This is a genomic window from Arthrobacter sp. N199823 (assembly GCF_002929705.1).
In the GTDB taxonomy this organism is placed as follows: domain Bacteria; phylum Actinomycetota; class Actinomycetes; order Actinomycetales; family Micrococcaceae; genus Specibacter.
In genome coordinates this window covers 219,475-243,110 of sequence record NZ_PJIN01000002.1, presented here as the reverse complement: position 1 = coordinate 243,110, position 23,636 = coordinate 219,475, and the positions used below count along the sequence as shown (strand labels likewise).

21 protein-coding genes and 1 riboswitch are annotated in these 23,636 nt (G+C 61.3%); of the genes, 14 read left to right on the top strand and 7 right to left on the bottom strand.

The annotated features are described in order from the left end of the window. Window positions 1-109: 109 nt before the first annotated feature. The gene (locus CXQ93_RS05010) at window positions 110-1,171 is read left to right on the top strand and encodes a LacI family DNA-binding transcriptional regulator (RefSeq protein WP_104109384.1); all 1,062 of its coding nucleotides are present in this window, start codon (window positions 110-112) and stop codon (window positions 1,169-1,171) included. 241 nt (window positions 1,172-1,412) lie between these two features. Here CXQ93_RS05010 and CXQ93_RS05005 read toward each other — a convergent pair whose 3' ends face one another. Beyond that, a complete protein-coding gene (locus CXQ93_RS05005) occupies window positions 1,413-2,249 on the bottom strand; it encodes a hypothetical protein (protein ID WP_146073164.1) in 837 nt (278 codons plus the stop codon). Window positions 2,250-2,424: 175 nt separating this feature from the next. Continuing rightward, entirely contained in the window at window positions 2,425-3,924 is a 1,500-nt protein-coding gene (locus tag CXQ93_RS05000; RefSeq protein WP_104109382.1) for a GuaB1 family IMP dehydrogenase-related protein, read from the bottom strand. A 374-nt stretch (window positions 3,925-4,298) separates the two neighbouring features. Between CXQ93_RS05000 and CXQ93_RS04995 the strand changes: the two genes are divergently transcribed. The 5 genes from CXQ93_RS04995 to CXQ93_RS04980 all read left to right on the top strand — a co-directional run bounded on the left by CXQ93_RS04995 (window position 4,299) and on the right by CXQ93_RS04980 (window position 10,366). Continuing rightward, complete coding sequence (locus CXQ93_RS04995; RefSeq protein ID WP_104109381.1) at window positions 4,299-8,096, top strand: multifunctional oxoglutarate decarboxylase/oxoglutarate dehydrogenase thiamine pyrophosphate-binding subunit/dihydrolipoyllysine-residue succinyltransferase subunit; 3,798 nt, start codon at window positions 4,299-4,301, stop codon at window positions 8,094-8,096. Between the two features lie 86 nt (window positions 8,097-8,182). After that, a complete protein-coding gene (locus tag CXQ93_RS04990; protein ID WP_104109380.1) occupies window positions 8,183-8,782 on the top strand; it encodes a GDSL-type esterase/lipase family protein in 600 nt (199 codons plus the stop codon). 269 nt (window positions 8,783-9,051) lie between these two features. Continuing rightward, window positions 9,052-9,126 (top strand): 50S ribosomal protein bL37, encoded by a 75-nt coding sequence (locus CXQ93_RS21345; protein WP_370739471.1) that lies wholly within the window; start codon window positions 9,052-9,054, stop codon window positions 9,124-9,126. Window positions 9,127-9,312: 186 nt separating this feature from the next. After that, a complete protein-coding gene (locus CXQ93_RS04985; protein WP_104109379.1) occupies window positions 9,313-9,780 on the top strand; it encodes a hypothetical protein in 468 nt (155 codons plus the stop codon). Between the two features lie 4 nt (window positions 9,781-9,784). Then, window positions 9,785-10,366: a group III truncated hemoglobin gene (locus CXQ93_RS04980; protein ID WP_219817328.1), complete on the top strand. Its 582-nt coding sequence runs from the start codon at window positions 9,785-9,787 to the stop codon at window positions 10,364-10,366. Window positions 10,367-10,377: 11 nt separating this feature from the next. On the opposite strand, the gene rsrA is transcribed toward CXQ93_RS04980, so the two are convergent. Both rsrA and CXQ93_RS04970 read right to left on the bottom strand, forming a co-directional pair. Continuing rightward, complete coding sequence (gene rsrA / locus CXQ93_RS04975; protein WP_062287052.1) at window positions 10,378-10,638, bottom strand: mycothiol system anti-sigma-R factor; 261 nt, start codon at window positions 10,636-10,638, stop codon at window positions 10,378-10,380. A 2-nt stretch (window positions 10,639-10,640) separates the two neighbouring features. Then, window positions 10,641-11,330: a sigma-70 family RNA polymerase sigma factor gene (locus CXQ93_RS04970; RefSeq protein ID WP_374953387.1), complete on the bottom strand. Its 690-nt coding sequence runs from the start codon at window positions 11,328-11,330 to the stop codon at window positions 10,641-10,643. Between the two features lie 281 nt (window positions 11,331-11,611). Here CXQ93_RS04970 and CXQ93_RS04965 point away from each other — a divergent pair, with 281 nt between their 5' ends. The 8 genes from CXQ93_RS04965 to CXQ93_RS04930 all read left to right on the top strand — a co-directional run bounded on the left by CXQ93_RS04965 (window position 11,612) and on the right by CXQ93_RS04930 (window position 20,618). Beyond that, window positions 11,612-12,127 (top strand): DoxX family protein, encoded by a 516-nt coding sequence (locus CXQ93_RS04965; protein ID WP_104109378.1) that lies wholly within the window; start codon window positions 11,612-11,614, stop codon window positions 12,125-12,127. A gap of 6 nt (window positions 12,128-12,133) precedes the next feature. Then, window positions 12,134-13,483: a 3-phosphoshikimate 1-carboxyvinyltransferase gene (gene aroA, locus CXQ93_RS04960; protein ID WP_104109377.1), complete on the top strand. Its 1,350-nt coding sequence runs from the start codon at window positions 12,134-12,136 to the stop codon at window positions 13,481-13,483. Between the two features lie 3 nt (window positions 13,484-13,486). After that, complete coding sequence (gene rsgA, locus CXQ93_RS04955) at window positions 13,487-14,605, top strand: ribosome small subunit-dependent GTPase A (RefSeq protein WP_104109376.1); 1,119 nt, start codon at window positions 13,487-13,489, stop codon at window positions 14,603-14,605. 237 nt (window positions 14,606-14,842) lie between these two features. Further along, window positions 14,843-15,658 carry a histidinol-phosphatase gene (gene hisN / locus CXQ93_RS04950; protein WP_104109375.1) on the top strand — a complete coding sequence of 272 codons (816 nt, stop codon included), beginning with the start codon at window positions 14,843-14,845 and terminating at the stop codon, window positions 15,656-15,658. A gap of 284 nt (window positions 15,659-15,942) precedes the next feature. Then, window positions 15,943-16,057, top strand: a riboswitch (SAM riboswitch). A 44-nt stretch (window positions 16,058-16,101) separates the two neighbouring features. Continuing rightward, the gene (locus CXQ93_RS04945; protein WP_104109374.1) at window positions 16,102-17,514 is read left to right on the top strand and encodes an aminotransferase class V-fold PLP-dependent enzyme; all 1,413 of its coding nucleotides are present in this window, start codon (window positions 16,102-16,104) and stop codon (window positions 17,512-17,514) included. Between the two features lie 209 nt (window positions 17,515-17,723). Continuing rightward, window positions 17,724-18,494, top strand: a complete 771-nt coding sequence (locus CXQ93_RS04940) for a class I SAM-dependent methyltransferase (protein WP_104109373.1) — start codon at window positions 17,724-17,726, stop codon at window positions 18,492-18,494. Between the two features lie 103 nt (window positions 18,495-18,597). Then, entirely contained in the window at window positions 18,598-19,848 is a 1,251-nt protein-coding gene (locus CXQ93_RS04935) for an Nramp family divalent metal transporter (RefSeq protein ID WP_104109372.1), read from the top strand. Window positions 19,849-19,865: 17 nt separating this feature from the next. Beyond that, window positions 19,866-20,618 (top strand): metal-dependent transcriptional regulator, encoded by a 753-nt coding sequence (locus tag CXQ93_RS04930; protein ID WP_104109371.1) that lies wholly within the window; start codon window positions 19,866-19,868, stop codon window positions 20,616-20,618. 73 nt (window positions 20,619-20,691) lie between these two features. On the opposite strand, the gene CXQ93_RS04925 is transcribed toward CXQ93_RS04930, so the two are convergent. From CXQ93_RS04925 to CXQ93_RS04915, 3 genes are all read right to left on the bottom strand, one after another. After that, window positions 20,692-21,285 (bottom strand): YrdB family protein, encoded by a 594-nt coding sequence (locus CXQ93_RS04925; RefSeq protein WP_104109370.1) that lies wholly within the window; start codon window positions 21,283-21,285, stop codon window positions 20,692-20,694. Window positions 21,286-21,324: 39 nt separating this feature from the next. Then, window positions 21,325-22,983, bottom strand: a complete 1,659-nt coding sequence (locus CXQ93_RS04920) for an AMP-binding protein (protein WP_104109729.1) — start codon at window positions 22,981-22,983, stop codon at window positions 21,325-21,327. A 78-nt stretch (window positions 22,984-23,061) separates the two neighbouring features. Then, window positions 23,062-23,361, bottom strand: a complete 300-nt coding sequence (locus tag CXQ93_RS04915; protein WP_062287035.1) for a DUF4193 domain-containing protein — start codon at window positions 23,359-23,361, stop codon at window positions 23,062-23,064. Window positions 23,362-23,636 lie beyond the last annotated feature (275 nt).

The window sequence follows — 23,636 nt, the reverse complement described above, 5'->3', positions numbered from 1 at the left end:
CGACAGGGACAGTGCTGTCCATCACATTTTTGTCTTTGGCGCCAACACACGCCGAGTCTCCCGCACACTTTCACACACCCGCACACTCCATCCCACAAGGACGTGACTCATGAGTGCTCCACCCAGCACCAACGCCACCAGCGAAACGCGCGCCGCAGCCAAGAAGGCAGCCAAGAAACCTGCCACGATTCACGACGTCGCAGCGCTTTCCGGTGTGGCCGCCTCAACGGTGTCGCGAGCGCTTTCCACGCCGGGCCGGGTCAATTTCCGTACCCGAGCGCGCATCGAAGCGGCCGTCACGGAGCTCAAGTACGTCCCCAACGCCCAGGCCAAGGCCCTCAGCTCAGGGCAGACCAAGTCTGTTGCAGTGTTGGTCGCGGATATTACCAACCCGTTCTACTTCGACATCATTCGCGGCACCCAGCTCCAGCTCAAGGCTGCCGGATACACCCAGCTCTTGGTGGATACCGAGGAATCGGAGGAGGTGGAGGTAAACACCATTGAGCAAATGTTGCAAACGGCCGACGGCGTCATCCTCACCGCCCCGCGACTGAGCGACGAAGCTCTGTTGTTGGCTGCTACGAAAATGCCCCTCGTGACTATCAACAGGGAGGTCCCGGGCATTCCATCCGTACTGCTGGACACTCCCACCGCCACGAATCAGGCGTTGGACCACCTGATCTCGCTGGGTCATTCGCACATTGCGTACCTGGGTGGCCCTGGGTCTTCCAGCTCGAACATTCGCCGCTGGGAAGCCTTGAGTACCGCCGCGCAGGAACGGGGTGTCCAGGTGGATCGCCTGGGCCCCTTCGCTCCTCGAACTTATTCGGGCGCCGCCGCTGCCGACGCCCTGGTCTACTCCGGGGCGACGGCCGGAATTGCCTTCAACGACTTGATGGCGATCGGGATGCTCCAGCGGCTTGCGACCCGCGGGGTAAGGGTGCCCGAGGACATCAGCATTGTGGGCTGCGATGACATTTTTGGTGCCGATTTCTGCAGTCCCCCGCTGACCACTGTCACGGCGCCCGTGGACCAAGCCGGGCGGGTGGCAGTCACCATGCTGCTGAGTCGGATTAATCCGGGGATAGGCACGCTTCCCCGGAGCCAGTCCGTATTACCCACCCACTTGACCATCCGTGGATCCACCGGTCCGGCACCCTTACGCCCCTGAACGGCTCGTTTTAACTGTCAATTCGTTGACCGGGTGCTGTTCATCCGCTGCCCTAATGCTGGCCGGTGCTGTTCCGGACAATATACGCAACACACTCCAGCCTGAGTGCGTATAAACAAAGTCCGCTTTAGTTATACGCAAGCCACGCCCGGCCGAGCTGCGTCACTGTCACTGCTGCGCACCTGAACCCCAGCTGGCTGCGTATAAACAAAGTGCTGCGGCCGCGCGCTGACACGACAACTCACGCGGGTAAGGAATTGATCCTGGTCATAGTCTGCCGCACCCAATCCAGCATCAGCTCGGGGCGTTCCAGAACCATACGCGCGGACACACGCAGATGCCACATGCCCCGGACAGTGAGCAAGTTGTCCCGCACCAGATCGGTGGCCCAACCATCAGGGGTGTTGTGGTAGGCGGCTCCGTCCGTCTCAAGACCAAGAAGACCATCAATCAAGAGGTCCAGATGTCCAACCCCTTTTTGGAAATACTGGGACTGAACGTTGTACCCCGCTTGCCGCAAGTAGTACCTTGCGATGGTCTCGACAATGGACATTGACTGCGGGTCGAGCATCGCAAGAATCGTGCGTGCCCGGGAATCACTACCCCGTGAAAACTCCGCACGAAGAGCAGGAATGGTGCAATGTTTAAGCACTACCGCTGACTCCATGGCTAGGAGCGCATCCAACTCGGAGCCGCACCGAATGCACTGACGCAAAATTTCCATGATTGTTTGTGGACCGCTGACGCGATGCACCACGCAACCGGAAATAGCATGGCCATGAGCGGCTGCGACATGGGTAAGTGCCGGTTCCTGGATCACCCACAGCCCGAGTTGCTTGGCCTTACTCAAGCAGGTGCGCCGAGCTTGGTACCGTGCCAGCCGAATATCCAACGGGTCGGCGCCGGGGACGGCAAAATAGCCCCGTCCAACTTTGACGATAATCCCGGACCCAGCAGCCTGTGCCAGGCCCCAGTCCGTACATCCGCGGGCCAGCAAGTCTTTTCGCCGGGCGACCGTCCCGAATCGTTCAATTTCGGCAACCACTGATAACGGCTTTCCACCGCGCAAATGAGTCATGCCCTATCGTGGCTCCCCCTGCCACGCGCGAGGAAGACCCACATTGAAGCTGTGGATAATTGGCGCAGTTTCCGGGCTGTGGAGGAATCAATCCGCTGGACGCGACGCACATGGGTCCTGGCCCATAGTGGCTGCCCCGGGAACCTCCGAGGGAACAACCGATGCCAAGAAGCAGCTACCAGCTTTGCGGCAGCGGCCGGCCTTCCTCATATCCGGCGGCGGACTGCACCCCCACAATGGCCCGCTCCCGGAACTCCGCCAGCGAGGAGGCACCCGCGTAGGTGAAGGAGCTGCGCAGACCGGCAGTGATCATATCCAGCAAATCTTCAACTCCTGGACGCACCGGGTCCAGGTACATCTTGGACGTTGAAATGCCCTCTTCGAACAATCCCTTACGGGCACGTTCAAAGGCCTGATCTCCGGCGGAACGGTTCTGCACGGCCCGTGCTGAGGCCATGCCAAAGCTCTCCTTGAACTGCCGCCCGTTGGCATCAACCTGCAGATCGCCAGGACTTTCATAGGTACCGGCAAACCAGGAACCGATCATCACTTGCGACGCTCCTGCCGCCAAGGCCAGAGCCACATCTCGCGGGTACCGCACCCCGCCGTCGGCCCAAACATGGGCACCCAACTCGGCGGCCGCCGTCGAACATTCCAAAACGGCTGAGAACTGGGGCCTGCCCACGGCCGTCATCATGCGCGTGGTGCACATGGCGCCGGGACCAACGCCAACCTTGATGATGTCGGCGCCGGCCTCGATGAGATCGCGTACGCCGGCTGCGCTGACAACGTTGCCGGCCGCCACAGGAACGGACGGTGAAAGTGAACGCACGGCCCGCAACGCCTCGAACATCTTTTCCTGATGCCCATGCGCAGTATCCACCACCAGCGTGTCCACCCCATAGTCCAACAAGGCCGCAGCCTTGCCAGCCACATCACCGTTGATGCCAACGGCCACACCCAGGCGGAGTCGTCCGGAATCGTCAACGGCCGGCCGGTAAATGGTGGAACGCAGGGCCCCGAGTCTGGTCATGGCACCCACCACTTCACCAGCACGCAGCACAGGGGCAAAGTCGGCACCGGCCGAATCCAGGACCGCGAAGGCCGAACGCAACGCAGCATCCGTGAGCTCTTTGGCCGCGGCAAAGTCCAGATCGCCTGCATCAGCCTGAGCCCGGATCGCGTCAAAGGGAATGGCGTCCAAGGTCAGTACGTTTGAACGCATCACCGAGGCCAGCGACGCGAACCGATCAGCCCCTTCACAATCGGCGCTGCGCACAACACCAACAAAACTGTTGCCGTCAACCACCACTACGGCGTTGTGGGAACGCTTGCCCATGAGGTGCAGGGCGTCAATGACAATGTCACCGGCGGTCATCAGGAGCGGTGTTTCAAAGAGCGAATCACGCATCTTGATCCAGGCACTGACCGAGCCAAGAACATCAAGCGGCACGTCCTGTGGCAGGATCGCAATCCCGCCCCGCCGCGCAACAGTCTCGGCCATGCGTTTGCCCGACACTGCAGTCATATTTGAGACCACCAGCGGAATGGTTGTCCCGGTACCGTCGTTGCTAGACAAGTCCACATCTAGGCGTGATGTGACGGTGGAGCGGGATGGAATCAGAAAGACATCCGAGTAGGTCAAGTCTGTGGCGGGCTGGGTCAGAAAACGCATGGCACTCCCTACATTGCTGCGAGCCGGCAGCCAAGGCCCCGGCGGACTAAAGCGTTTGAATCGGACTGACAAAACTAGCGGACTCAAAGGTCCCCTAAGGTGTTGTCCGCGTAAGAGTCTAGTCACGTTTGTGATGCCTTTCACCGCAAATTTAGCTCATTTTGGCCCCTGCCTAGGGCGCGCCGTGACACAGATTGGCCTAAGGGCTAAATTGCTTACTAGACTTACCCGGGGAAGGGGTCTGTTGGGCCCCACCAAATATCGAATAGGCTTCGCACTTTTGCGCCGTCAGTATCCGCCAGATTCGGGTGCCGTCGACATGCGCAGGCAATGCACAGCGGGCAACAAGAACTCATGGAAGAGGCGTATTAAACGTGCCAGAGCAATCCATCCACCGTCTACCAGAAGAGTTTGGCGGCAACGAGTGGCTCGTCGATGAACTGTATGAGCGCTACAAGGCCGACAAAAATGCAGTGGACACAAAGTGGTGGCCACTCTTTGACGGTTTCGCAGCCGATGACGCGGCAGGCAATGGCCGCCACACCGCCAACAATGCCTCCCCTATTACCGCCCAGATTCCCGTAGTCGCGGCAGCGCCTGCCCCGGCTGCACCTGCTGCTGTGGCAAGTTCGACGCCGGCCCCCACCGCCGCTGCTCCGGCAGCGCCCGCCGTGGCCCCGAAGGCACCGGCCGCACCGCGTCCCCCTGCTCCCGCCAAGGATGCTGCACGCACCGGCACCACCCCGATCCCGGCCCAGCTGCCCAAGTCCGCTAAAGATGTCTCGGTACCGGAAGAGGCTGTCAAGACTGTGCTTCGCGGACCGGCCAAGGCCATCGCCGCCAACATGGTCTCAAGCCTGGAAGTTCCCACGGCCACCAGCGTGCGCGCCATCCCGGCGAAGCTGCTCATTGACAACCGCCTCGTGATCAACTCCAACCTTGCCCGCGCCCGTGGTGGCAAGGTTTCCTTCACGCACCTGATCGGCTATGCCGTCATCAAGGCGCTGTCCGCGTTCCCGTCGATGAACGTTTTCTACGACGAGATTGATGGCAAGCCCGTTGCTGTTCAGCCTCCTCATGTGAACTTCGGTATTGCCATTGATATGCCCAAGCCGGATGGCACCCGTCTGCTCATGGTGCCGAACATCAAGAAGGCAGAGACGCTCAACTTTGCCGAGTTCTGGCGCACCTACGAGGACCTCATCAAGCGCGCCCGGGCTGGCAAGCTGACAGCCGATGACCACTCAGGCACCACTGTTTCACTGACCAACCCCGGCGGCATCGGCACGGTTCACTCCGTACCGCGCCTCTCCAAGGGTCAGGCCGCCATCATTGGCGTCGGTTCCTTGGACTACCCGGCCGAGTACCAGGGATCCAGCCCCAAGATCATCGCTCAGAACGCCGTCTCCAAGATCCTGACGCTGACCAGCACCTATGACCACCGCGTCATTCAGGGTGCAGGTTCGGGCGAGTTCCTGAAGAAGGTCCACCAGCTCCTGCTCGGTGCTGAGAACTTCTACGATGAGATCTTCGAATCCCTGCGTATCCCGTACGAGCCCGTCCGCTGGAGCCTTGACCTGCAGGTTGACCCGGCCGATGAGATCAACAAGGTTGCCCGGATCCAGCAGCTGATTCACTCTTACCGTGTTCGCGGCCACTTGATGTCTGACACGGATCCGCTGGAATTCGTTCAGCGCAAGCACCCCGACCTGGACGTCCTCACGTACGGCCTGACCCTGTGGGACTTGGACCGCGAATGGCCCACCGGCGGCTTCGGCGGCAAGCCCAAGTTGCTGCTGCGCGACATCTTGGGTGTCCTGCGTGACGCATACTGCCGCACCACGGGCATCGAATACATGCACATTCAGGAACCGGAACAGCGTGAATGGTTCCAGAATGAGCTGGAGCATCCCTACTCCAAGCCGAGCCGCGAAGAGCAGCTGCGCATTGTCTCCAAGCTGAACTCTGCCGAAGCGTTTGAGACGTTCCTGCAGACCAAGTTCGTGGGCCAGAAGCGCTTCTCCCTGGAAGGCGGCGAATCCCTGATTCCGCTGCTGGACTCCATCATTTCTGATGCCGCCGACGACGGACTGGACGAGGTCGCGATTGGCATGGCTCACCGTGGCCGTCTGAACGTACTCACGAACATCGCTGGCAAGACCTACGCACAGGTCTTCCGCGAATTCGAAGGCACCCAGGATTCACGCAGCGTTCAGGGCTCCGGCGACGTCAAGTACCACTTGGGTACCGAGGGTACTTTCACCTCCGACGCCGGCAACGAGACCAAGGTTTACTTGGCCGCCAACCCCTCACACCTGGAAGCCGTTGACGGCGTCCTCGAGGGCATTGTCCGTGCCAAGCAGGACCGTCTGGACCAGGGTGAGAACTTCCCCGTTCTGCCCATCATGGTTCACGGCGACGCTGCCTTTGCTGGCCAGGGTGTTGTTGCTGAAACTTTGAACCTTTCCCAGCTGCGCGGTTACCGCACGGGTGGAACCATCCACGTTGTAGTCAACAACCAGGTTGGCTTCACCACGGCGCCGTCGTCCTCGCGCTCCTCGGTGTACTCCACCGACGTTGCCAAGATGATTCAGGCTCCCGTGTTCCACGTGAACGGTGACGACCCCGAAGCCGTGGTTCGCGTATCTCAGCTGGCCTACCAGTTCCAGCAGCGCTTCCGTAAGGACGTTGTCATTGATCTGGTTTGCTACCGCCGCCGTGGCCACAACGAGGGTGACGATCCCTCGATGACGCAGCCGCTGATGTACAACTTGATCGAGGCCAAGCGTTCAGTACGCCGTCTGTACACCGAGGCCCTGATCGGCCGTGGCGACATCACTGAAGAGGAAGCCACGCAGCTGCTGCGCGACTACCAGGAACGTCTGGAACGCGTCTTCGCCGAAACGCATGCCGCTCAGACCTCCCCGATCCCCATCATCACCAAGGATTCGCAGGCCGTTTCGGATCTGGAGCGCCCCATCGCGCAGCAGGCCGACTCCGGGGTCAACGATCCCCAGATCACCGCCATCAGCGCCGACATGTTGGCCCACATCGGTGCAACTCACCTGGCCATCCCCGAGGGCTTCGAGGTGCACCACAAGCTCAAGCCCTTGCTGGAAAAGCGTGAGAAGATGTCTCGCGAAGGCGGCATCGACTGGGGCTTCGGCGAGCTCACGGCCTTCGGTTCGCTGCTCATGGAAGGCGTTCCCGTCCGCATGGCCGGCCAGGATTCACGCCGCGGCACCTTCGTGCAGCGTCACGCAGTGTTCCACGACCGCGCCAACGGCAATGTATGGAACCCGCTGACAGAACTGAGCGAAGACCAGGCCAAACTGTGGATCTACGATTCCCTGCTCAGCGAATACGCTGCCATGGCATTCGAATACGGTTACTCCGTTGAGCGTCCTGACGCTTTGGTTGTTTGGGAGGCTCAGTTCGGTGACTTCGTGAACGGCGCCCAGACCGTCATCGATGAGTTCATTTCCTCCGCCGAGCAGAAGTGGGGCCAGCGTTCATCATTGGTCCTCATGTTGCCGCACGGATACGAGGGTCAGGGCCCGGACCACTCCTCGGCTCGCATTGAGCGCTTCATGCAAATGTGTGCCGAAGAGAACATGATCGTGGCCAACCCGACCACACCGGCGTCGCACTTCCACCTGTTGCGCCGTCAGGCCTACCGCCGCCCGCGCAAGCCGCTGATCATCTTCACCCCGAAGCAGTTGCTCCGCCTGAAGGCTGCTGCCTCCTCGGTAGAGGACTTCACCACGGGCGGCTTCCGCCCCGTGATCGGTGAGCATGCAACGGTAGACAACAACGCCGTCGACCGCGTTATCTTGGTCTCTGGCCGGCTCTACTACGATCTGATCGCAGCACGCGACAAGGCTGAGGACAACAAGGTTGCCATTGTCCGCGTCGAGCAGCTGTACCCGTTGCCGCTGGATGAGATCAAGGCTGAACTTGCCAAGTACCCCAACGCGGATCTGGTGTGGGCACAGGACGAGCCCGCCAACCAGGGTCCGTGGCCGTTCATGGGTCTGAACCTGGCTCCCGAACTGGATAAGAAGCTTTCTCGAGTTTCACGTCCGGCCTCGGCATCTACGGCCACCGGTTCCGCCAAGAACCATGCGGTCGAGCAAACGTTGCTTGTCAAGCAGGCTTTCGAGCGTAACTAAGCCAGCCTAGGTGCCCGGTCTGTTCCATCAGGCCGGGCACCTTTTTTTAGACATTCAATTTTTGCCAACGAAGGAAAAGGGGAGCCGTGGAGAACCGGGACCTGAGAATTGTAGCTGTGGGCGACGAATTGGTGGCCGGTGTGGGCGATCCCCGCGCTTTGGGCTGGCTGGGCAGAGTTTTGGCCAGAACAGCCTCGGATGCCATTTCCATTGAACCCTTTGTTTTGGCGTGCCCCCGCGAGGGCACCGAGGCATTGGCTGGACGCTGGCTGAACGAGGCTGGGCGCCGATTCGACGACTCCCACGAGAACCGTCTGGTCATTGGTCTGTCCGGCCGCGACATTGACTACGGCTTGTCAACGGCCAGGAGCCGGCTGAACTTGGCTAACATCCTGGACGGGGCCACACAGCTCAACGTTCCGGTGTTCGTGGTGGGGCCGCCTCCCTCACTTGATCCGGCCCTGAACCGTAAACTGGCGGAGCTGAACACGGCGTTTGCCGATGTCACCACACGCCGCAAGCACCATTACGTGGACACGTTCACGCCGTTGCAGAACCATGAGCAGTGGCGCAACGATGTGGCGGCCAATGCTGGTTCTCCTGGCCAGGCAGGCTACGGCCTGATGGCGTGGCTGGTGCTGCACCGCGGCTGGTACCAGTGGCTTGAAATCCCTGAAGCTCTCTAGGCAGCCCGTTTTCCTTGGCTGAGTGCCGTTCCGGGGCTGGTTTGGGCCGTGATTCAGCCCCGCTCCCCCTCGAGTGTCCACATAACGTACGTTTCAGGGCCGTTTTGTGGCTCCACCCGTACATTAAGTGGACACTCGAGAACTGAACGGGCCTAAAAAGCACCGTCGGCAGGCCCTTTGGGTGTCCAGTTAGGTGCGCATGTGCCACCTATGCGAAACTATATGAGGATCGTTTTTAGAGATCTCAATTTTAATGATTGGAGGCAGCTATGTCGAAGCGTTCACGTAAGCGTCGGGATCGTAAGAAGGGCGGCGCTAACCACGGTAAGCGTCCCAACACGTAAGTCTTGACGTATCAAAGTAAAAGCCCGTTCCGCCACCATGGCAGGACGGGCTTTTGCATGCCCGTTCCCTCCAGCCGCCAGATACTGAAGCGCTCCTAGCGGCCCTATCGGCATTAAACACGGAAAATAGTGTTTTAAAGATAGGGTGGAAACACAACGTCTCCCGCCCTCGCAAGAAAGCCTCACATGTTTGCCCTCGTCCTTCTCACCATGCTGCCGTTTGTCTGGTTTGGCATGATCACCGCCATCTCATTCATCGAGACTCCCCTGAAATTCAAAGCACCCGGCATGACCCACGCCTTGGGAGTGGGCATTGGCAGGCTGGTCTTCAAAGCACTGAACTTGGTGGAAGCTGCCATAGTGGTTTTGATCGTGGGCGCTTGGACGCAGCGACAAGACCTGGTGACGGTGCCCATCGGCGTCCTCCTGGCACTCGCCATCCTGGCGCTAGCCGTGCAAACAGTCATTCTTCGCCCGGCCATGGCCAAACGGACCAGGGCCTTGTCAGAAACGGCCCTACGACCGGCCGGCAACACTGCGGTGCGGGCCAAGGTGGCTACGGCCACCCACATTGCGTACATCGCTTCCGAGGCACTGAAGGTGGTTACCTTGCCCATCGCTGGCATTCTTATTGTTCTCGCTGTGGCAGCGTAGCCGTATGGACCTCTCGGCACGCAACTCCGGCAGAACGGCGTCGAACCTTCACGCCTACACGCCAAGGGTGAGCACACGGATAGAGAGTGAAACAGGGGCGGAACAGACCGTCCCACAAGAGCAGCTATTGCCCGACATCGCCACCCGGCAGGACATCCTGACCCTCGTGGAGACGTTTTACACCAAGGCGTTCCACGACGATCTGATCGGGCATATCTTCACCGACGTGGTGCATATGGACTTGGCCGCCCACCTGCCCATCATGGCGGATTTTTGGCAGACGGTGCTCTTCAAGGCGGGCCTGTACAAGAGGAATGCGCTGAAAATCCACTTCGATATCCACGCCAAGGAGCCACTGACGCTGGAGCATTTCAACCGGTGGCTGCAGCTGTGGACGCGCACGGTGGATGAGCTGTTCGCCGGCGAGAAAGCCGAGATGGCGAAAGTTCAGGCCCACCAGATTGCAGGATCAATTAACCGGCGCGTGACGGGAAGACCGGCCAGCCAGTACAGCACCATCTCGCTGCGAACGGAGGCGCTGACAGCTGAAGCACAGCGCCCAGAGCAGTTGCCAGCCGCGGACTAAACAGCAGAGGACTAAACGGCTGCGGGGCGGCCTTCGTGTAAGCGTGCCAGGATGGCTTCCTTGAGGGTCTCCGGGGCAGCTTCCTTGCAGGAACGCTTCACCACGGAGCGAATGACGCATTCGAGGTCATACTCGTGGGAGCAATCGGCGCAGCCATCAAGGTGGGCCTTGATTTCGCCGAGGTCCTCGCGGGACAGCGAACCGTCCAAGTATTCATAGATTCGTACGATGCGTTGATCGTCGCAATCGCCCAGGCTCTGGCAGTCGCCCATTGTCATTTCTCCGTCTCAGTTAGTTGGTCGGCTTCCTTGAGGTATCCGCGTTCCACGGCATAGTCAGCCAACATGTCACGCAATAGTTTTCGTCCCCGGTGCAGCCGCGACATCACGGTGCCAATGGGGGTGTTCATGATTTCTGAGATTTCCTTGTAAGCAAATCCCTCGACGTCGGCGAAGTACACGGCCAGCCGGAATTCCTCCGGGATGGCCTGCAGCGCATTCTTGACATCTGAATCCGGCAGGTGGTCCAGGGCATCGGCTTCAGCCGAACGCAAGCCCTTGGACGTGTGTGATTCCGCCCGTGCCAGCTGCCAGTCCTCGACGCTGTCCGCATTGGACTGCAGGGGCTCGCGCTGACGCTTGCGGTACAGATTGATATACGTGTTGGTCAGGATCCGGTACAGCCAAGCCTTCAGGTTGGTACCCGGCTTGTACTGGTGGAACGCTGAAAAAGCCTTGGTATAGGCCTCTTGCACCAGATCTTCGGCGTCGGAAGGATTCCTCGCCATACGCATGGCGGCCGAATACAGCTGGTCAACGTACACCATGGCATCACGCTCAAAACGCGCGCGCCGTGCTTGCGTGGTCTCATTGGCAACATCAACATCAGCAACGTCCGTGCTCACTACCTCAGAGGTGGTGGCAGATTGGGTGCTGACGGTTTGCTCAGGCTCGGAAGTGTTCATTACTGACGAGTCTATGCGCACAGTAAGCTTCACGTCGCTCGCCTGAGCCACCACAGGACTGAGTGTCTGCATTGCCGCCTTTCCCATCATGAGTTCTCTCGCATTTGGCGCCCTTTGAACGACCCGCCGCTAAAGATGTAAACCGGGTAACGGCGTGGGATATTCCGCAATGAGCGCATCGGCTGTATCAGTCGTGGGAGACTTGTACACAGCATGTGCCTTCCGAGGTCCGGCCCTGGCCGCCCCTGGAGGGCTGAACGCACCACTATGAGGAGGCCTCCTTGACCATTGTTCGCGCCCTTGCCCGCCCTATGCTGGCGTCATCATTCATTTTTGCCGGCGTAGACCGGTTGCGTCACGCCGATGCGACAGCAGCGCAGCTGTCTGCGGTTCTGCGTCCCATTAGCGCCGCCCTGCCCGTAGAAGCCAGCGAGAAAACCCTCGCCCGCGTGCTGGCCGGCGCCCAGGTTGGGGCCGGCGTGCTGCTGGCTGCCGGCAAGTTCTCCCGGCCCGCCGCCGTCGTGCTTGCGCTGACCGCAGGACTGACCACAGTGGTGGAGTACCGCAACGCGAACACCGACACCAAGGAGAACCGCTCCCACCGCCGTAACCAGCTGACCAAGAACATTGGTCTGATTGGCGGGGCGCTGCTGGCCAGTGTTGACACTGCTGGGCGCCCGGGCCTGGCATGGCGTACCGAGAAGCTGCTCGCGAGCGGCAAAAAGAGTGCCAAGACCCAATTGAAGAATGCGGACAAGCAGGTCCGCGCCCTTGCCCACGATGTGACAGGACAGTAAGAATTCATGACCAGCGCCCATTGGCCCGCACCGTTTTCCGCAACACCCTTGGATGCCACCGTCACCATTCCGGCGTCCAAATCGCTGACCAATAGGTATCTTGTGCTCGCAGCCATCGCCACGGGCGAATCCCGGCTGCGTGCGCCGTTGCAATCCCGCGATTCCGACCTCATGATCGGGGCCCTGCGCGCTCTGGGAGCCGGCATCACCGAGATTCCCGGTAGCGGGAACGTCCCGGATTTGCTGGTCACGCCTATCCCTGCTGACTTCACGGCGCCCAGCGAGGGCATCGTGGTGGACTGCGGCTTGGCCGGCACCGTCATGCGGTTTGTGCCGCCGCTGGCCGCGCTGATTTCCGGCGCTGTGAGGTTCGACGGCGACCCTGGAGCTTTGGTGCGTCCCATGGCTCCCATTGTGGCTGGCTTGGCAGGGCTTGGGGTGCGTATCGAGGACGGCGAGGATGGCTTCTTGCCGTTCACCGTCCACGGCACCGGTGGCGTGAACGGTGGGCATGTGCAAATTGATGCCGGCGCGTCCTCGCAGTTCATTTCCGCCATTCTGCTGGTCGCCGTTCGTTTTAACACACCTCTGCACCTGGAGCACATTGGCGAGTCGGTACCCAGCGTTGATCACATTTCCATGACCGTGGAAATTCTGCGTTCCATGGGCGTTTCCGTGGATGATGCCACCCCCAAGCATTGGATTGTGGAGCCCGCTGCGCTGGCTGGCTTTGATGTTTCCCTTGAACAGGATTTGTCCAATGCGGGCCCGTTCCTGGCTGCTGCGTTGGCCACTCGGGGCACTGTGCGCATCCCCAACTGGCCCACCAACACCACTCAGGTGGGCGATAAATGGCGCGAGATCCTTCCCCAGTTCGGTGCCACCGTGACGCTGGAGGATGGTGTGCTGACCGTGACCGGCGGTGCTGAGATCTTGGGCGTGGATATTTCCGATACTTCTGAATTGGCACCATCTACGGCGGCTATCTGCGCGTTGGCGTCAACGCCGTCGCGCCTTCGTGGAATCTCGCACTTGCGGGGCCATGAGACGGACCGCCTAGCCGCGCTGGTCGCCGAGATCAATGCCCTGGGCGGCAACGCCGAGGAGACCGAGGACGGGCTGATCATCAACCCCGCTCCCCTGCACGCTGGAGTGTTCCACAGTTACCACGACCACCGCATGGCCACGGCCGGCGCCATCATTGGACTGGCTGTGCCCGGCGTCGAAGTGGAAAACATTGCCACCACGGCAAAGACCATGCCGGACTTCCCGGCCATGTGGGCACACATGGTGGCTCAAACGGCCGAGCCATCCTCCGGGGAGGATCACACTTCGGCGGTTGAAGCAGAGGCGTAGAACATGGCTCGGGATTACAGCAACTGGGACGAATCAGACGTACGCGTGCGGGCCAACAAGAAGGGCAGCCGTCCGCGCACCAAGGACCGGCCGGCTCACGAGGACGCCGTGATTGGCCGCATCATCACGGTGGACCGCGGCCGCTACACCGCAATTGTGGACGAGGATCAGCCCACGCAGCGCCTACTGATTGCCGCCCGGGCCAGGGAACTGCGCCGCAATCCAGTGGTGGCCGGTGACTTCGTGGCGCTCGTGGGAGATACCTCCGGCAAGCCTGATTCCCTGGCCCGGCTGGTGCGGGTGGAGGAACGCCGCACGCTTTTGCGGCGAAGCGCCGACGACACCGATCCTGTGGAACGGGCAGTGGTCGCCAACGCAGACCAGCTGGTCATTGTGGTGGCGGCCGCCAATCCGGAACCTCGTACCGGCTTCATTGACCGCGCCCTCGTAGCCGCCTATGACTCCGGGATCGCGCCTTTGCTGCTCATCACCAAAACCGATATCAAGGACCCGTCGGAGCTGTTGGCCAACTACGAGCACCTAGATATGACCGTCATCATCAGCCGCACGGCCGCGGATGGCGCCTCCGGTATTGATGCGCGCAGCGACGACGGCGATTCCGCTCTCCTAGCTGGCGGCGCCGTGGAACAGCTCCATGGCTATCTGGACGGCAAGGTCAGCGTCCTGGTGGGCCACTCCGGCGTGGGCAAGTCCACCATGGTCAACGCCCTGACCGGCTCGCAGCGTGCCACCGGTGGCGTCAATGCCGTAACTGGCCGCGGCCGCCACACCTCCTCATCGGCGCTGGCGCTGAAGCTGCAGGACGCCCAGCCTGGCTCGTGGATCATTGACACCCCGGGTATCCGCTCCTTCGGTCTGGCCCATGTGGACCCCGACCGGATCTTGCAAGCCTTCCCTGATCTGCAGCCCGGCACCGAGGACTGCGAACGTGGTTGCAAGCATGACAGTGCCGCGGTCAACTGCTGCTTGGATCCTTACGTGGCCGCTGGGTACGCGGGCGACGCCGGACCGGCCCGCCTTGCTTCGTTGCGCCGCCTCCTCGGCACCAGCGACCGCACGGAGGGCCGTGCCGCCGAGAAGGAACTGGGCATCATCGAGTAAGGCACCAGCCTGGCCTTGCTCCTGCCGGCCGTCCGCATGACGTTCGGGTCGTGTGCACTATGCGCACAACTCGCCCCGGGTTCCGCGCATAGGTCTTTATGCTCGCCACATACTGCGAGTCCCGCGTATAACTTTCGGCTCACAAACTTATACGCAGCACACGCGGTCAGCGCTGCACATAAGTTCACGAAAGTGGCGCTGAGCGCTGTTGGAGCGAAATCGCGATAGCGTGAACATATGACGACCCCACCCCAGACGTACAACGATGACCTCCGCCTGGCCCATGTTCTGGCTGACAGCGTGGATTCACTGACCATGTCCCGTTTCAAGGCCTTGGATTTGACCGTTGAGACCAAGCCGGATCTGACACCAGTCACCGATGCCGACAAGGCCGCCGAGGAGTCCATCCGCAGCCAGCTGGCTCGGGTTCGCCCGCGCGATGCGGTGCTGGGCGAGGAGTTCGGCAGCAGCGGCCATGGATCCCGGCGCTGGATCATCGACCCCATTGATGGGACCAAGAACTTTGTCCGCGGCGTGCCGGTGTGGGCCACGTTGATCGCACTCGTTGACGACGGCGTCCCCGTGGTGGGGCTGGTCAGTGCACCCGCTCTGGGCAAGCGCTGGTGGGCGGCGCAGGGAACGGGCGCCTACATGGGCAAATCGCTCGCTGCCGCCACCCGGATCCGCGTCTCCAACGTCGCCGAACTCAAGGACGCCTCGCTGTCCTATTCATCGCTGACCGGTTGGCAGGAACGTGGCAATCGCGAGGAGTTCCTCTCCCTGACGGACGATGTCTGGCGCACCCGCGCCTATGGCGATTTCTGGTCCTACTGCATGGTTGCCGAGGGCAGCGTTGACATCGCCTGCGAGCCCGAACTGAACCTCTATGACATGGCCGCCCTGGTCCCGATCGTGCAGGAAGCCGGAGGCCGCTTCACCTCCCTCGAAGGCGCCGAAGGCCCGTTCGGCGGAAATGCGCTAGCCACCAACTCCATCTTGCACACGGAAGTTTTGCAGCGCCTGAACCCGAATTGGGATGACCTACTGGGCTAATCCCCAGCCGCTCCCACCGCTCGCAAGCTCGCCGCGGGTCCCTCGCGGCTGTGGGCCCACCCACCGGTTATAGATCGCTAGCGATCCACATAGCGGGCCCTTCGGAGTTGTGGGCCCACGTGCCAGGAAAGCGCGGGCCCACCCAAATAACACAGATGAGTTAAGAACGACGGCGGCCTCCCGCCGTCGTTCTTTGTTTCCCCTGCGGCGGTGCTCACCAAGGTTTGCGAAACGAAACGTAATAGATGCACCAACAAAAATCATGGGCTACTCTTTTGGGCATAGGTCACGAGTGCCAGCGCTAAACCCCGGTTTGCTGGCCGGCAACCCTCCTTTCGCGGCGGGGTGCCCCGGGTGACGACCTGGCCAGACCTGTTTCGGTCATGGCAAGCGCGGACTTCTTGGCACCCCCAAAAGGTCCTTTGGTGTCAAAGGAATTTCTCATGAGCACTGCCGTTTTGGACCATCTCCAACTTGCCGATGCACCCCTTTTGCCCGTTGTGGGCCAGGAGCTAGCCGCTCCGCTGATTCAGGGCGGGCATGTGCGGTACGCCAACCTGGACTACGCAGCCTCCGCCCCGGCCGTAGATGAGGTGGCCGCCCATCTGAACGAGGTCCTGCCGTACTACGCGAGCGTGCACCGCGGGGCCGGATTCGCCTCGCAGGTCAGCACCTCGGTCTATGAAAATGCGCGGAAGATCGTTGCCAGCTTTGTCGGAGCCCGCGACGATGACACGGTTATTTTCACTCGTAACACCACTGATTCGCTGAACTTGCTGGCTGGCTGCGTGGAGTCGCTCCTGAAGCAGCGCGGCTACGCCGAGGGCCGTTCCAACGTCCACGGCGAGGTGCTGTATTTGGACATTGAGCACCACGCGAACCTGCTGCCCTGGCAGGCACTCCCCCACCGGTCCGTGGTGGCCGCCAGCTCCATCGCCTCCACGCTCTCCCGTGTGGAGACGCAGCTCCGCGCCGGGAACGTGCTGCTGCTGGCCGTCACGGGCGCCTCCAATGTCACTGGCGAGGTGCTCCCCGTGGCGGAGTTGGCTGCTCTTGCGCATCGCTATGGCGCCCGGATCGTGGTTGATGCCGCCCAGCTGGCTCCCCACCGCCGCATCAACTTGGCCGAAACCGGCATTGACTACGTGGCCTTCTCCGGACACAAGTTGTACGCTCCTTTCGGCGCGGGCGTTCTGGTGGGACGCTCCGACTGGCTCGACGCCGGTCACCCGCACCTTGCCGGCGGCGGGGCCGTGAAGGATGTCCGGCTCGAGTCAATCATCTGGGCCCAGGGGCCTGCCCGTCACGAAGGTGGCACCCCCAATGTGCTGGGTGCCGCGACCCTGGCTAAGGCAGCCACGGTCCTGTCCGCGTTGGACGCCGACGACTGGCACAACCATGAGCAGAGCTTGCGGGCCCATCTCGTATCCGGGCTCAACGAGCTCGACGGCGTCACGGTCCACTCGCTGTTCGAGGACGCGGAGACTCATCCGGAATGCGGCACCATTGGCGTGGTGAATTTCTCAGTCACCGGGTACGACGCCGGATTGGTCGCCGCCTATCTCTCAGCAGAACATGGCGTTGGGGTTCGTGACGGCAAATTCTGCGCCCATCCGCTACTGAACCGTCTGGGTTTGCCGGCCGGGTCACTGCGGGCGAGCTTTGGCGTGGGGTCTCAGTTGGAAGACGCCCGGCGCTTGATTGCTGGTGTTCAGGCGTTGTTGCGCGACGGTCTGGGCTGGGATTACGTCGTAGATGCTGGCCGCTGGGTCCCCGTGAATGATATTCGCAGCTACCCGACCTGGGCACCGAACACCCCAGGTACCGCTGGCGCAGCCCCCTGCACCACGGAGTAAGCCACCCATCCCCCGCATCACACCTCCCCCTAGCTCCGCGAAATTGCCCCGTTCCTCCGCGAAAGGTGAGTAGTTGCTAATGTTCCGGCCGAACATTGGCAACTACTCACCTTTCGCGGAGAGGCGTGCGAGGGCCACAGGAACGCGCGTGCGAGGGCCACAGGGCGGTAAGGTTGAACCGCATTATTGGGACAATCTTCAGGAGCACCATGGCAGGCACCGGCGGTCCGGTCTTTGACGCGCAGCGGCGCCAACACATGGCCACGGCCTTCCTCGTGGGCGGGGACCATTACCACAAGGTACGCCCCGGCTACCCGCAGGAGTCGCTGAGTTGGCTCGAGGATTCTAGTCCCCGCCCGGTCCACGACGCTCTGGATATTGGCGCTGGTACCGGTAAATACACCCAGCTCTTGGCACAGCGCCAGTGGAATATTACTGCCGTGGACCCGTCAGCTGACATGCTGGCCCAACTTGCCGCAGACATCCCGGAGGCAACCACCATGGTGGGCACCGCGGAAAAGCTCGAGTTGTCGGCGGAATGCATGGACCTGGCGGTGGTTGCACAAGCGTGGCATTGGTGCGAGCCACTCGCCGCCAGCACCGAGATCGCCCGCGTTCTGCGTCCCGGCGGTGTGCTGGGGCTGGTTTGGAACCAGCTCGACGTCGGACTTCCCTGGGTCCATCGATTGGCACGAATCATGCATGCTGGTGATGTCCACAAGCCGGATTTTCGCCCCGCCATTGGCCCCGAGTTCACCGCAGCAGAAGCCCAGGAAACGCACTGGGTACAGCAATTGACGCCGGAGGGCATCATGGAGCTGACCAAGTCACGCAGCTACTACTTGAAGGCCAATGAGCAGGTGCGGGACAAGGTCATGAACAATCTGCGGTGGTACCTCTTTGAGCACCTGGGCCACACATCCGGCGAAGCGCTGGAATTGCCTTACACCTCCCAAACATGGCGGGCCACTAAACGTTAGTGGCGCCGCTACGTGGTGCAACTGCACTCGACAATGTTCCACCGTGCCCCTATGATTTCGGTAAGCCTAAATATTTGCTTTAGGTACAACGAAAGGTGGGGTTTTGCTCGATACAGCCAAGGTCAAGGCGGGCCGCCAACCACGCGGCGGCTTCTTACTGCTGCTCGGTCCGGCCTTCGTGGCCGCCATTGCCTATGTGGATCCCGGCAATGTCGCCGCCAACCTCACCTCCGGCGCCAGCTACGGATACCTGCTGGTCTGGGTCTTGGTGGCAGCCAACGTCATGGCCATGCTGGTGCAATATCAGTCTGCCAAGCTGGGCGTCGTGACTGGCAAATCACTCCCGCAGCATTTGGGCGAGCGCTACTCCACCACGCACCGCCGCTTGTACTGGCTGCAGGCTGAACTCGTGGCAATGGCCACCGATCTGGCCGAAGTGGTGGGCGGCGCCATCGCTCTGTACTTGCTGTTTAACATCCCGCTGCCGCTCGGTGGACTGATCGTGGGCATTGCCTCCATGGCCTTGCTCAGTGTGCAAAATAGGCGCGGTCAACGTCACTTTGAATCCGTCATCATTTTCCTGCTGGTCATCATCACCATCGGATTCCTAGCGGGTCTGGTGCTCAGCCCGCCCGATCCCGCCGGAGTTGCTGGCGGGCTGATCCCCCGCTTCGACGGCGCCAACAGCATCCTGCTGGCCGCGGGGATGCTGGGCGCCACCGTCATGCCGCATGCCATCTACCTCCACTCCCAATTGGCCAATGACCGCCACCCCGACGCCCGGAGCACCCCGGAAAAGCTCAAACGAATCATCAAAGCCACTCGCATTGATGTGGTGCTGGCCTTGATTCTGGCCGGTGCCGTCAATATCGGCATGCTGCTGCTGGCGGCATCAACCCTGAACGGGGTCTCCGGAACAGACAGCATTGAAGGCGCCCATGCGGCCGTGGTAGACAGTCTGGGCCCGGTCATTGGCGTGGTTTTTGCCGTGGGTCTGCTGGCCTCAGGCCTGGCCTCCACCTCGGTGGGCGCTTACGCCGGAGCGACCATCATGAACGGGCTACTCAAGGTGCGCATTCCGTTGCTGACCCGCCGGGTGATCAGCTTGATTCCGGCCATTATCCTGCTCTCAGTGGGCGTGGACCCCACATGGGCGCTGATTGTTAGCCAGATCGTCCTGAGTTTCGGTATCCCCTTCGCACTCATACCGCTCCTGCGGCTGACCGCCAGCAGGAAAATCATGGGTGTACACCGCGACGGTGTCCCGCTCCGCGTGGCCGCGTTGATCAGCGTGATCCTCATCGTTGCCCTGAACGCCCTCCTCCTGTGGCTGACATTCACCGGGCAGGCCTAGCGGGTAGGCTGGAGGACGTGAAACAAACTGCCACTTCTTCCAGCATTGAAGACTACGTCAAGGTCATTTATGCCTTCACCGAATGGCAGGACAAGCCCATCACCTCCTCGGTGCTGGCTACCCGGCTCGGCGTTGCCAACTCATCGGTGTCGGAAATGGTGCGAAAGCTCAAGGATCTGGGTCTGGTTGATCATGAGCCTTACAGCCCCATCCACTTGACCGCAGAGGGCCTCTCCTTGGCACTGTCCATGGTTCGCCGGCACAGGCTTTTGGAAACGTATTTGGTCCAGGAGCTGGGCTATACCTGGGACGAGGTTCATGACGAGGCCGAGCAACTCGAACACGCCGTCTCCGATCACTTCATCGAGCGCATGAGCGCCAAACTCGGTCATCCTGTGCGCGACCCCCACGGCGATCCCATTCCCGACGCCCACGGCAACATCACCATGGCCCCCTCACACCGCCTCGATGAGCTGGATCCCGGACATACCGGTCGCATTAGCCGCATCAGCGATCACGATCCCGAGCTCCTGCGCCACCTTGAGTCTCTGGGCATCGGGCTCGATACCCAACTCACGGTGGTGGGCAGGCCGCGCTTCGGTGCCGGTTTGCAGGTGCGTTTGGATCTCTCAGAGAACGACGCCGGCCCCCAGACTTTGGGTGATGAAGTTGCGGCCTCGCTGTGGCTGGCCTCCGTAGGCAGACACGCAGACTGTACAGTGCAGGAACTCACCGGCGGCTCGCTTATGAGCCCCCACTCGGCACAATAACTTCAGCCTCTCAGCCTCAGGCCTGCGCGTCAGGCCTGCGCGTCAGGCCTGCGCGTCAGGGCATCAGTGTTACTCAGCGGCCCTGCCGGGCCAGATATCCTGAGGCAACAAAATTCCCTATGGAGAATACGGCCATCAGGGTGCCCAGGACCACGGCCTGGGCACCAAACAGGGCCAGGGCCGCCAGCAAGAAGAGCGCCGTGGAAACGTAAAGGACCGCGGCAGGCTTGAGGCGTCGCTCGCTGCGGGGTGCAAGGAATACTCCCCACAAGACCACCACGATGGCAGGAACACCAATGCCCAAGACCATGTCCCACGGGCTTTCCTGCCGGAATCCCCAGAAGACAAAAGCAGCCAGCATGGCCACTTCTAGGGCAAAGCCCAGTACTCCAAGGCCCGCAGCAATAGCCGGACCCTTGCCAACTGCTCCTGCGGCCCGCCGTCGGGCAGGCGGAGCAGTAATGGACTTAGAAGTACCGGTCTGGGCCGCAACGGGCTGAGCAGTGTCGGACGAAGCAGTCACGGCCTGGCTCTCAGCAATTTGGCTCTGCGCAACCAGTGTCTCAGCAGCTGGCGTCTGCTCAGCAGCCGGCGTTTGCTCAGCAGCCTCAGCCGCCTGACCCGCCTCATTGTTGACCTTATTACCTACTGTGGTGCTATTTTCCATAACTTGTCCTGTTCCCCGAGATTGTCATGGGCCTGTCCGTCACGCCTGGTCGGTCATGGCTGCACGGGTCTGGCGCAAGACGAACCGCTGAACCTTACCGCTGGGGGTTTTAGGAAGTTCGGCCACAAAGTGAATGCGCCGAGGATAAGCGTGGGCAGCAAATTTCGTCTTGACCAGCTGCTGCAGTTCAACGGCCAAAGTATCAGGATCGGACACCAGTTCGTGCAACACCACAAAGGCTTCCAGGACCTCGCCACGGATTTCGTCGGGAGTTCCAATGACGGCTGCCTCAGAAACGGCCGAATGCGTCACGAGCACCGATTCCACGTCGAAGGGACCAATGCGGTAGCCAGCCATGATGATGACATCGTCATCGCGCGAGGAGAAATAAATGCAGCCCTCGGCGTCGCGCCGGCCAGCGTCCCCGGTGATGTACCAAACGCCGTCGGCCGTGTAGCGTTCAGCGGTTTTCTCCGGCGCAGCAACATAGGAGGTGAACCACATGAAGGGGCTATCCGCCACTTTGATGGCCACGCGCCCGGACTCCATGTCCGCAGCTGGCGTGTCTGATTCGTTGGAGAGTACTTCAACGCTCCAACCCGGCAGCGCCCGGCCCATTGAACCTGGCCGTAGCGGTTCGCGGAGGCCATCGGCCCACGCATTGCCGGCCATCATGCCATGCTCGGTCTGGCCGTAGTGGTCACGGACTTCAGTACCCAACGCCTCGCGTCCCCATTCGATGACGTCCGGGGTCAGCGGCTCGCCGGCGCTGGAGGCCCTGCGGAGGGTGTGGCCTTGGCCGGCCTTGGATCCGGATCGCAAGGATCGGTACACGGTGGGCGCCGCAGCAAAGTTAGTGACACCAAATTTGTCCATCACTGCCCAGACCAGGGAGGCGTCAAAACCAGCGGCGAGGAGCAGGGATCGCTGCCCGGCGGCCATGGGCGCCAGGAGCGCAAAGTAGAGTCCATAGGCCCAGCCCGGATCAGCCATGTTCCAGAAGACATCCGCGTCGCGCACGTCCAAGCCAAATTCGAGGTACCCAACAAAAGAGGCTACGGCCCGCAGCGGGATGGGCACGCCCTTGGGTGAGCCTGTGGTTCCGGAGGTGAACAACTGCACCAGGGGGCCGGCACCGCCTACGGCGACGGATCCGGCGTCGTAAGTATCAGTCAACGGGGCAAGCCCGGAATACGCCCCGGCCCCGGCGACCATCTCGGCCAGCGAGTGATCGTAACCGAAGGCATCCCCGCGGGCCACAATGACAGGGCGGGAGGCGTCGGTGGGAATCTCCCCGGGAGGGGTCAGCTTGCGGCGCTGATCGGCATCGCAAATGATCAGCCGTGAGCCGCTGGCCTGAAGGCGGAATTCAATGGCGTCATGGGCGAAGGCCGTAAACAGCGGAACGTTCACAGCGCCCAGACGCCAGATGCCCAGCAAAGCAACAACTAATTCGGCCGACTTGCCCATGAGCGTGGCCACGTGATCCCCGGGCCGCACGCCTAGCGAGGACAAAGCAGCGGCGAACCGCATGGATTTCTCCCGCAGTTCGCCGTAACTGATGTCCACCGATTCAAGGTTGGCGTCAATGACCGTAAAAGCAATGTCGCCAGCGGGATGCCGATCGCAGAGCAGCACCGCGGCATTGGCTTCGGGGCCGGAGAAGGCACCCAACAGTTCTTGCACACGTTCGGTCATGATCCGCACCAAGCTTTCCTCAAAGTCCGCCGTTAAGCGCAGCGCTTCATTGAAAAGCGCCGCAATAGCGAGCGTACTTTAGCCTTCGCAGTCCTTGCAGAAGAACATGCCGTTCTTTTCGCGGGCAACCTGGCTGCGGTGGCGAACCAAGAAGCAGGAAGAACAGGTGAATTCGTCATCCTGTGCAGGAATGACCTGAACCACCAACTCTTCGTTGGAGAGGTCGGCGCCAGGCAGATCCATGCCTTCGGCCGTGTCTGAATCTTCGACGTCAATATGTGCCGTCTGTGCACCGCCACGCTGAACCTGGAGCGCCTGAAGCGACTCTGTCTCGTGGTCTTCGTCCTTGTTGCGGGGTGCGTCGTAATCCGTTGCCATGCGGTTTTCAAACTCCTGAAGTGCTCGTGGTATTGGCGGGGTCTTTCAGCGCCCCATACTAGCCCTACAAGGCCGGATTTGGGCTCTAAATTCCCTGATGTTTTCCCACAGCATAGGGGATGGTGTGCAAATTTGGTGTATTCGCGGCGAATTTCTTGTAAAACTTCTCCTACAGGCCCTCAAATTGTGGCCATTCTCACCCTCAGTGAGCTGCTCTCTCACCCTCCACAAGGCCCCCACAGCACTAACAAGGGCCCCAAGGAATCGCCAGCACG

Bases quoted from the DNA above. Each gene is read 5' to 3' on its own strand.
- aroA (WP_104109377.1), top strand. From the start codon at position 12,134: ATGACCAGCGCCCATTGGCCCGCACCGTTTTCCGCAACACCCTTGGAT.
- rsgA (WP_104109376.1), top strand. From the start codon at position 13,487: ATGGCTCGGGATTACAGCAACTGGGACGAATCAGACGTACGCGTGCGG.
- CXQ93_RS04980 (WP_219817328.1), top strand. From the start codon at position 9,785: ATGGACCTCTCGGCACGCAACTCCGGCAGAACGGCGTCGAACCTTCAC.
- hisN (WP_104109375.1), top strand. From the start codon at position 14,843: ATGACGACCCCACCCCAGACGTACAACGATGACCTCCGCCTGGCCCAT.
- CXQ93_RS04940 (WP_104109373.1), top strand. From the start codon at position 17,724: ATGGCAGGCACCGGCGGTCCGGTCTTTGACGCGCAGCGGCGCCAACAC.
- CXQ93_RS04915 (WP_062287035.1), bottom strand. From the start codon at position 23,361: ATGGCAACGGATTACGACGCACCCCGCAACAAGGACGAAGACCACGAG.
- CXQ93_RS04925 (WP_104109370.1), bottom strand. From the start codon at position 21,285: ATGGAAAATAGCACCACAGTAGGTAATAAGGTCAACAATGAGGCGGGT.
- CXQ93_RS05005 (WP_146073164.1), bottom strand. From the start codon at position 2,249: ATGACTCATTTGCGCGGTGGAAAGCCGTTATCAGTGGTTGCCGAAATT.
- CXQ93_RS04945 (WP_104109374.1), top strand. From the start codon at position 16,102: ATGAGCACTGCCGTTTTGGACCATCTCCAACTTGCCGATGCACCCCTT.
- rsrA (WP_062287052.1), bottom strand. From the start codon at position 10,638: ATGGGCGACTGCCAGAGCCTGGGCGATTGCGACGATCAACGCATCGTA.
- CXQ93_RS04985 (WP_104109379.1), top strand. From the start codon at position 9,313: ATGTTTGCCCTCGTCCTTCTCACCATGCTGCCGTTTGTCTGGTTTGGC.
- CXQ93_RS04970 (WP_374953387.1), bottom strand. From the start codon at position 11,330: ATGAACACTTCCGAGCCTGAGCAAACCGTCAGCACCCAATCTGCCACC.
- CXQ93_RS05010 (WP_104109384.1), top strand. From the start codon at position 110: ATGAGTGCTCCACCCAGCACCAACGCCACCAGCGAAACGCGCGCCGCA.
- CXQ93_RS05000 (WP_104109382.1), bottom strand. From the start codon at position 3,924: ATGCGTTTTCTGACCCAGCCCGCCACAGACTTGACCTACTCGGATGTC.
- CXQ93_RS04920 (WP_104109729.1), bottom strand. From the start codon at position 22,983: ATGACCGAACGTGTGCAAGAACTGTTGGGTGCCTTCTCCGGCCCCGAA.